The organism is Sphingobacterium shayense (assembly GCF_013179575.1).
GTDB lineage: Bacteria > Bacteroidota > Bacteroidia > Sphingobacteriales > Sphingobacteriaceae > Sphingobacterium > Sphingobacterium shayense.
The window spans coordinates 1-1,240 of the sequence record NZ_JABMCQ010000328.1 but is presented as its reverse complement, the minus strand read 5'-3'; the positions used below and the strand labels follow the sequence as shown (position 1 = coordinate 1,240).

Below are 1,240 nucleotides of genomic sequence, written 5' to 3'. Positions count from 1 at the left end.
CAAAACAAGGAAGCCGTCGCTATTGTTTTGGACGGAGTAGTATATTCCGCACCGACGGTTAACGAAGAAATCCCTAACGGAAACTCCCAGATTTCGGGAAACTTTACAATCGAAGATACAAAAGATCTAGCAAACGTTTTAAAAGCTGGACGTCTTCCAACTACTGCTAAAATTGTCGAAGAAGCTATTGTAGGTCCATCTTTAGGCCAGGCCGCGATTGACGCCGGTGTCAACTCTGCTGTGATCGGCTTTGTAGTAGTGATGATATTCATGATAGCTTACTACAACCGCGCTGGTATCGCAGCAAACGTTGCTGTAATTTTCAACGTGTTCTTTTTACTCGGTATACTAGCATCGATGGGTGCCGTATTAACACTGCCTGGTATCGCTGGTATTGTCCTTACAATGGGTACCGCCGTGGATGCGAACGTACTAATATATGAGCGTATACGGGAAGAAATGAGAGAAGGTAAAAGCATCCGCCAAGCTATTGCTGATGGATACAAACACGCGATGCCTTCAATCTTAGATTCACAGGTTACGACATTCCTCGTAGGCTTAGTACTATTCTTCTTCGGTAGCGGTCCGATCTTGGGATTTGCCACAACGTTAATGATCGGTATCATCACGTCATTATTTACATCTATTTTCATCTCTCGTCTGATTTTTGAATATATGCTAAGTAAAGACATGCAAGTTTCCGTCGCTAACAAGTGGTCAGCAAATACTTTATTAAACGCAAACTTTCAATTCATCAAAAAACGCAAACTATATTACAGCATCTCTATTGCACTTGTAATAATATGTTTTGCGTCGATCTTGATGAAAGGATTCACGCTAGGCGTTGATTTCAAAGGCGGACGGACGTATACGGTTAGTTACGAACAGCCGGTGAACGTGGAAGAAGTTCGTCAGCACTTAGACGAAGCGTTTAGCTCGACAACAGAAGTAAAAACTTTCGGTAGCGAAAATCAAGTTCGCGTAACGACAACGTATCGGGTTGATGAAACGAACGATGATGCGGATAAAGAAGTACTAGCGAAATTAAACGAAGGTCTTTCTAAAATTAGTGGCAACGACCACGAAATCCTTTCTTCTCAAAAAGTAGGTCCAAGTATTGCTTCTGATATTAAGGATAGAGCAATATGGTCAGCGGTATTTGCAATCATCATTATAGCCATTTATATTTTAGTTCGTTTCCGCAAATGGCAATATTCAGCAGGTGCAGCAATAGCAACGG

The 1,240-nt window shown here is 41.9% G+C and carries 1 protein-coding gene; it reads left to right on the top strand.

Going from position 1 to position 1,240, the window contains the following annotated elements; genetic code table 11:
- A partial coding sequence (gene secD, locus HP439_RS19140; RefSeq protein WP_172391918.1) for a protein translocase subunit SecD occupies positions 1–1,240 on the top strand: 1,240 nt, incomplete at both ends.